Here is a 7,108-nt window from a genome sequence, read left to right on the forward strand (position 1 = left end):
GGACCGCGACCCGCAAGGGTTTGGCCGGACACGTCGCCCGCCAGAGATGAGGGAGGACCGACAGACAGGAGGCAGCACGTGCTGGTGGTGTCCGAAGAGGTGCGGGAGGCGCTCGCCGCGCGCCGCCCGGTGGTGGCTTTGGAGTCGACGATCATCGCTCACGGGCTGCCTCGTCCGCGCAACCTCCAGGTGGCCCTGGAGTTGGAGGGCGCCGTACGGCAGGAGGGTGCCGTACCGGCGACGATCGCCGTGCTGGACGGCCGGGCCCATGTCGGGCTGGACAGGAAACAGGTGGAGCGGGTCGCGAACGAGGACGGAATCCGCAAACTGGGGCACCGCGACCTGCCGCTCGCGGTGGCGGCGGGGGCGAGCGGGGCGACGACCGTCTCCGCGACGGCGCAGCTGGCGTCCCTCGCGGGCCTACGGGTGTTCGCGACGGGCGGGCTCGGCGGGGTCCACCGGGAGTGGACGGTGAGCCAGGACGAGTCCGCCGACCTGCGTCTGCTGGCACAGACCAGGATCACGGTGGTGTGCGCGGGGGTGAAGTCGATCCTGGACGTGCCGGCGACGCTGCAGCGACTGGAGACCCTGGGCGTGGCGGTGGCCGGGTACCGCACGGCGCGCTTTCCTGGCTTCTACCTCTCCGACTCCGGGTATCCGGTCGACTGGACGCTGGAGTCGCCGGGGCAGGTGGCGGAGGTCATGCGTGCCCAGGATGCGCTGGACGGTCCCGAGTCGGCGCTCATCGTCGCGAATCCCGTCCCGGAGGAGGAGCAGCTCGAGCCGGAGCTCCACGCACGCGTGCTCACCGACGCGCTGGCCGCCTGCCGGGAAGCGGGCATCACCGGTCAGGCGGTCACGCCGTTCCTGCTCGACCACTTGGTCCGGCACACCGACGGGGCGTCGTTGAGCGCCAATCTGGCGGCCGTCCGCGGCAATGTGCGGCTCGCGGCGCGGATCGCGGCGGCCTGGGCCGAGGCGTGAGCGGGGCACTGCTCGTCGTCGGGGACATCGTCACGGATGTCGTCGCCCGCCACCTGGGGCCGCTTGCGGCGGGCACGGACACGGCCGCCGTCGTCCGGACTCTGCCCGGGGGCGCGGGTGCGAATGTGGCGTGCTGGGCATCCCACCGGGGCTGCCCTGACGTGCGGCTGCTGGGACGCGTCGGGTCCGAGGCGGCCGCCTGGCACGAGCGGGAGCTGACGGCGGCGGGCGTCAGAGCACATCTCGTCATCGACCCCGAGGCGCCCACAGGGACGGTGATCTGCCTGGTGGACACGGGCGCCGCGGCGGAGCGGACCTTCCTCACGGACAGCGGGGCGTCGCTGCGGCTGGCCCCCGGCGACTGGTCGGACGCGCTGCTCGACGGCGTCGCACGCCTGCACCTGTCGGGCTACCTCTTCTTCTCCGAACCGAGCCGGGAACTGGTGACGGTGGCCGTCGAGGCCGCTCGCGCACACGGAGTGCCGGTGAGCGTGGACCCGGCTTCGGCGGGATTCCTCACCGAGTTGGGCGTCGACCGGTTCCTGGCGCTCGCCGACGGAGTCGACGTGCTGCTGCCCAGCCGGGACGAGGCACATCTGCTGACCGGGCTGCCCGATCCGGCGGACGCGGCGGCCAAGTTGAGCCGCCACGTTCCGCTGGTGGTGGTCAAGCAGGGCGCGGAAGGGGCACTGGTGGCCGTGTCGGGGAAGGTCAGGTCGCGGATCCCGGCGATCGCCGCCGTCCCCCGGGACACGACGGGCGCGGGCGACGCGTTCACCGGGGCGTTCCTGGCTGCGCTGCTCACGGGGGCGGAGCCGGAGGAGGCCGCGGCGGAGGGGTGCAGAGCGGGAGCGAGGGCGGTGGAGAAGGTGGGAGGCAGGCCGTGACCGACCTGTGGGACGCGGATGGCCTCCGGCGCCGCAGGTGCGGGTCCCCGCCGGGGGACGCACGGGCTGTGTCACCGGCCAACCGCTCCTTCCGCTCAGCCCGACCGCGACGATCGCCGACCCCTTGCGTGCCGACCTTGCAACGCCGAACACACGACACGGAACACACCGCACACAACTCGCAACTCGCAACTCGCAACTCGCAACTCGGGACTCGGGACTCGCCACCCGGAACCGTCGCGGCGAGCCGACACCGCGCGACTGCAGCACCGGCCTCACGGAGCCCGAACTCCTCAGCCGAAGCGGAATGTTCCTTATCCACAGGCTTTTCCGGCGATCGGCGCGGACTGGCAGACTGGCTCGCGAAGGCGCGGAGGCGGCGCGAGGAGATCCACGCAGGGAGATCCAGATGTCCATGGCAGGGAATCTGCGGAAGGTCGCGGGCCTCAGCAAGGTCAGCGGCTTCCGCAAGGTGGCACGGTTGACGCGGCGTCGTCCACGCGTTGATCTGAGTCACCCCGCCCGGTCACCACTGGGCTCCGCGGTGGTCAACTGCGTGACGTACGAGGACGGCGTGCGCATCCCCTGCGGCGGCGATCTGTTCGAGACCGTCGAGCGGGTCCGCAGGAGCGACCACGGTTTCGTCTGGCTCGGGCTGCACGAACCGACCGTCGAGGAGTTCGCGGGCGTGGCCGAGCTCTTCGACCTGCATCCGCTGGCGGTCGAGGACGCGGTCGAAGCCCATCAGCGCCCGAAGCTGGAGCGGTACGGGGACACGCTGTTCGCGGTCTTCAAGACCGTGTGCTACGTGGAGCACCAGGAACTGACCTCGACGAGCGACGTGGTGAACACGGGCGAGATCATGGTGTTCGTCGGGCCTGCCTTCGTCATCACGGTGCGGCACGGCCGGCACGGTTCACTCGGCCCGCTGCGTGAGGAGCTGGAGACCGAACCGGACCAGCTCGCAAAGGGCCCCGGCGCGGTCCTGCACGCGGTGGCGGATCATGTGGTGGACGAATATCTGCACGTCACCAACGCGGTGCAAGAAGACATCGACCAGGTCGAGACCGTTGTGTTCGCGGAGAACGGCGCGCGGGCCGATCCCGGGCGCATCTACCAGCTCAAGCGTGAACTGCTGGAGCTGAAGCGGGCCGTGACTCCGCTGGACCGCCCCATCCAGGAGCTGGCGAACCGGCCGGTCCGCGCGATCGACCCGGAGATACAGGCGTACTTCCGGGACGTCTCCGACCATCTGCTGCGCGCAATCGAGCAGATAGCCGCCTCGGACGAACTGCTCAACTCGATCCTGCAGGCGCATCTCGCGCAAGTCAGCGTCGCGCAGAACGAGGACATGCGGAGGATCACGGCCTGGGCCGCACTGATCGCGGTGCCGACCATGGTCACCGGCGTGTACGGCATGAACTTCACCTACATGCCGGAATTGCGCTGGAGGTTCGGCTATCCGCTGGTCCTGGTGGTGATCGCCGTCGCCTGCGTCGTCCTGTACCGGGGGTTCAAGCGCAACGGCTGGCTATGACCGCAGCGCGCTCCTCGCCGGTGCGTCGGGCCGGACGAGGAGCGGCGGCGGGCGGGCCGGTCAGTGGGACGGGGTCCGGGCGTAGACGGTCTCGACCCACATGGCGAGCTGGTCCTCCGTCAGGTGCTGGGCGAGGTCCGACTCGCTGATCATGCCGACGAGACGCTTGTTCTGGATGACGGGAAGCCGGCGGATCTGGTGCTCCTCCATCTCATGGAGCACTTCGCTGACATCGGCGTCGGCGTTGATCCAGCGCGGCGTTCCCTTGGCCATCTGGCCCGCTGTCACGCGTGAGGGATCGTGGCCCATGGCCACGCAGCCGACGACGATGTCGCGGTCGGTGAGGATGCCGCAGAGCCGTTCGTTCTCGTCGCTGATGGGCAGCGCACCGACGTTGAGTTCGCGCATCAGCTGGGCGGCGCGGTCCAGGGTCTCGTGGGCGGGGATCCACTGGGCACCACGATGCATGATGTCTCCGGCGGTGGTCATGGAGTACCTCCCGGTGCCGGACGGCCGGCGCGGCACGGGACGCACCGCATGTCCCGGCGTCCTCAATTCTCGCCGGGTCCCCGGCGAAACGCACCTGGAACGTCGTGACCGAGACGGCGCCGGCGCTCAGGCCGAGAAACGCACGGTCTTCCGCGGGATTTCACGGACGATCACACGGACCTCGTCGTCCTTCTCCGCTGGCAATTGCATGCACACGCACATAAAGCTGGTGCGGGACGGAATGCGGGACGGGATGCGCGATCAGCCCGTCCACGCCGGGTGGCGCGGGTCGTCCGCGCGGATGAGTACGTCGGCGACGGCACCCGGGTCCGTCTCCGCCTCGTAGCGCACGAAGGCGGGGAGGGTCCAGTGCTCGGACTCGGGGGTGCGGCGGCGGAGGGCACCGGGCGAGAGGAGTACGTGGACGGTCAGGTCAAAGGGGAACCAGTGCCGCAGGAGGAGGGGACCATGGAGCAACAGGATTCCGCCGGGCGGGAGTTGCGCGTAGGGGCTGCGGGTGGCACGGTCGGTGGCCGGGTCCCACAGGTCGGGCAGGACGCGGCCGTCACCGCCGGGTTCGAGATGGCCGAACACCTCGCGCCACAGGGCTCCGGTGTCGAGCCAGCCGTCGTAGTAGGAGTCGGGGTCCCGGTGGCCGTGCTCGAAGCGGAGGGACGCGGGTCGCAGGAAGCCCTCCGCGCCCACGACGAGCGATGACCGGCCGCGTATCCGCAGTGCGCCGGACACACGGCGGGCGAGGTCACCGGGGCGCGCGGCCGGAGCACCGTCGAAGGCGACGCGTGGCCAGGGGCTGCCGTCGACGGACTTCACATCGAGCAGCCGGTCAGCGAGGAGGTCGCCGAGTCGTTCCCAGGTGATCGCTTCGAGTCGCACAGGGCCCATGATGCCGCGCCGCGGCGGCGGAGACCCGGCGCGGCGGCTGCCGGGCCCCGGCCCGCGACATCGCGCCGGGGCCGCGGCCTGCCGCATCTGGCGTCGCACGGGGGGCCCTGGCGGCACGGGCGGGACTTGGTTGACCTGCTCAGCCGAACGCCACGTACCAGTCACTGTGGGTGGCGCCGTGCCGCCCGGCACACCACCGGTGAAACGGGTGGGCTGGCATGCGCCTGTCGCGGGTTGCATCGCGGCCTGTCCGCGCCGGCCGCGTGTGGTCACCGATCCGATACCAGGCTTGACTTGTAGTGATGGGCCGGGGCGGGAAGGATCTCCGGGTTCCTGGGGATCGATGCGGGAGCCGACCTGATCGACGGGCCGTACTTCGTACTGACCGTGCTGGGTGTGCTCGGCACCGGGCTGACGGCAGGGGTGTTCTGCGGGTTCTCGGCCTTTGTGATGAAGGGGCTCGGTTCGCTGCCGCCCGCCCAGGGTGTGGCCGCGATGAACGCGATCAACAGGGCCGCCGTGTCACCGGCGTTCCTGATCGTGTTCTTGGGGTCGGCCGTGGTCTGCGCCGTCCTCGCCGTGGTGACGTTCGTGCTGTGGCCCGACGACGGCACGGTCGGACTGCTGACGGGCAGCGCCCTGTATCTGATCGGCGGGTTCGGTGTGACGGTGGTCGCGAACGTGCCCCGCAAGGAGACGCTCCTGCGGATGGACCCCGGGTCCCCGGAGGCGGCCGTGTACTGGCGCACCTGCGTGAGCGAGTGGACCCTGTGGAACCACGTCCGCACGGTCGCGTCGGCCGGAGCGGCAGTGTGCTACGCCCTCGCTCTCGGTTAGCCCCGTGGCCCACGCCGCCGCCCTGGTGACGAGGGGCGCGACCCGTGCGATGACGTCGTATCGTGGCACGAGACGGTCCCGTATGCGTAGCAAGGGGGACGGCCATGGCCGATCCCAAGGGTTTCCTGACCACGCCCCGGGAGGAATGGCCCCGCAGGCCCGTCGAGGAGCGGGTGCGGGACTGGAACGAGGTGTACGTCCCGGGTGCGCTGCTGCCGATCATCAGCAGGCAGGCGAATCGCTGCATGGACTGCGGGATTCCTTTCTGCCACGAGGCCTGCCCGCTCGGGAACCTCATCCCCGAGTGGAACGACCTGGTCTCACGCGAGGACTGGCGGGCGGCCGCCGACCGGCTGCACGCCACGAACAACTTCCCCGAGTTCACGGGGCGGTTGTGTCCGGCGCCGTGCGAGGCGGGGTGCGTGCTCGCCATCAACCAGCCCGCGGTCACCATCAAGAACGTGGAGGTGGCCATCGCGGACCGCGCCTGGGAGGAGGGGTTCGCTCCGCCGCGTCCGCCGGAGCGGCTGTCGGGACGGACCGTCGCGGTGGTCGGATCGGGGCCCGCGGGCCTCGCGGCGGCCCAGCAGCTCACGCGCGCCGGGCACACGGTGGCGGTGTACGAACGGGCGGACCGCGCCGGGGGGCTGCTGCGCTACGGGATACCGGCGTTCAAGATGGAGAAGCGGCATCTCGACCGGCGGCTGGAGCAGATGCGCGCCGAGGGGACGAAGTTCCGTACGTCGACGGCCGTAGGGCAGGAGATCGGGGCCGCCGAGTTGCGGGCGCGGTACGACGCCGTGGTGATCGCGACCGGCGCCACCGCCTGGCGGGAACTGCAGGTGCCCGGGCGGGAGCTGGCCGGGATACAGCAGGCAATGGAGTACCTGCCGTTGGCCGACCGGGTGTGCGAGGGGGACCTCGGTGTCTCACCGCTGTCGGCGGCGGGGAAGCACGTCGTGATCGTGGGAGGCGGGGACACCGGTGCCGACTGCCTGGGCACGGCGGTGCGCGAGGGGGCCGCGTCCGTGACCCAGCTCGACATCTATCCGCAGCCGGATCCGGAGCGGAACGAGGACACCGAGCCATGGCCGACGTATCCGAAGATCTACCGGTTGTCCGCAGCGCACGAAGAGGCACGCGATCTGCGGTCGGCGCCCGCGGCGGACGCGGACGCGCGGCTCTTCGCGGCGTCCACGCTCCGCTTCACCGGGGATGCCGGCGGGCATGTACGGGCGCTGCATCTGGTCGAGGTGGACGAGCGGCGGCGGCCGCTGCCGGGCAGCGGGCGGACGCTACGCGCCGACCTCGTGCTGCTCGCGCTGGGCTTCTCCGGGCCCGACCACGGGGACGGGCTGATCGAACAGTTCGGGCTCGCGCTCGACGAGCGCGGGAGGATCGCGCGGGACGCGGACTTCGCGACGAACGTCCCCGGCGTGTACGCCGCCGGGGACGCCGCGCGCGGGCAGTC

The 7,108-nt window shown here is 71.1% G+C and carries 7 protein-coding genes; 5 read left to right on the forward strand and 2 right to left on the reverse strand.

All coding sequences use genetic code 11. From position 1 onward, the window contains the following. Positions 1–78 precede the first annotated feature (78 nt). From ACFSL4_RS17115 to corA, 3 genes are all read left to right on the forward strand, one after another. Positions 79–984 carry a pseudouridine-5'-phosphate glycosidase gene (locus tag ACFSL4_RS17115; RefSeq protein WP_381083401.1) on the forward strand — a complete coding sequence of 302 codons (906 nt, stop codon included), beginning with the start codon at positions 79–81 and terminating at the stop codon, positions 982–984. Then, positions 981–1,871, forward strand: coding sequence for a carbohydrate kinase family protein (locus tag ACFSL4_RS17120; RefSeq protein WP_381083403.1), 891 nt, complete (start codon positions 981–983; stop codon positions 1,869–1,871). Before ACFSL4_RS17115 ends, ACFSL4_RS17120 begins: the two co-directional genes overlap by 4 nt. Before the next feature lie 409 nt (positions 1,872–2,280). Further along, positions 2,281–3,408 carry a magnesium/cobalt transporter CorA gene (gene corA, locus ACFSL4_RS17125; protein ID WP_381083405.1) on the forward strand — a complete coding sequence of 376 codons (1,128 nt, stop codon included), beginning with the start codon at positions 2,281–2,283 and terminating at the stop codon, positions 3,406–3,408. A gap of 60 nt (positions 3,409–3,468) precedes the next feature. On the opposite strand, the gene ACFSL4_RS17130 is transcribed toward corA, so the two are convergent. Both ACFSL4_RS17130 and ACFSL4_RS17135 read right to left on the reverse strand, forming a co-directional pair. Next, entirely contained in the window at positions 3,469–3,897 is a 429-nt protein-coding gene (locus ACFSL4_RS17130) for a CBS domain-containing protein (protein WP_381083407.1), read from the reverse strand. A 261-nt stretch (positions 3,898–4,158) separates the two neighbouring features. Continuing rightward, positions 4,159–4,800 carry a nucleoside/nucleotide kinase family protein gene (locus ACFSL4_RS17135; protein WP_381083409.1) on the reverse strand — a complete coding sequence of 214 codons (642 nt, stop codon included), beginning with the start codon at positions 4,798–4,800 and terminating at the stop codon, positions 4,159–4,161. A gap of 357 nt (positions 4,801–5,157) precedes the next feature. On the opposite strand from ACFSL4_RS17135, the gene ACFSL4_RS17140 reads away from it, so the two are divergent. Together ACFSL4_RS17140 and ACFSL4_RS17145 are read left to right on the forward strand one after the other, a co-directional pair. After that, on the forward strand, positions 5,158–5,637 hold the full coding sequence (locus ACFSL4_RS17140; RefSeq protein ID WP_381083431.1) for an anthrone oxygenase family protein: 480 nt from the start codon (positions 5,158–5,160) through the stop codon (positions 5,635–5,637). Positions 5,638–5,741: 104 nt separating this feature from the next. Further along, positions 5,742–7,108 (forward strand): glutamate synthase subunit beta (locus tag ACFSL4_RS17145; RefSeq protein WP_381083411.1); only part of this gene is annotated, 1,367 nt, incomplete at its 3' end.

It is taken from the genome of Streptomyces caeni, from assembly GCF_042678285.1.
GTDB classification, from domain to species: Bacteria; Actinomycetota; Actinomycetes; order Streptomycetales; family Streptomycetaceae; genus Streptomyces; species Streptomyces caeni.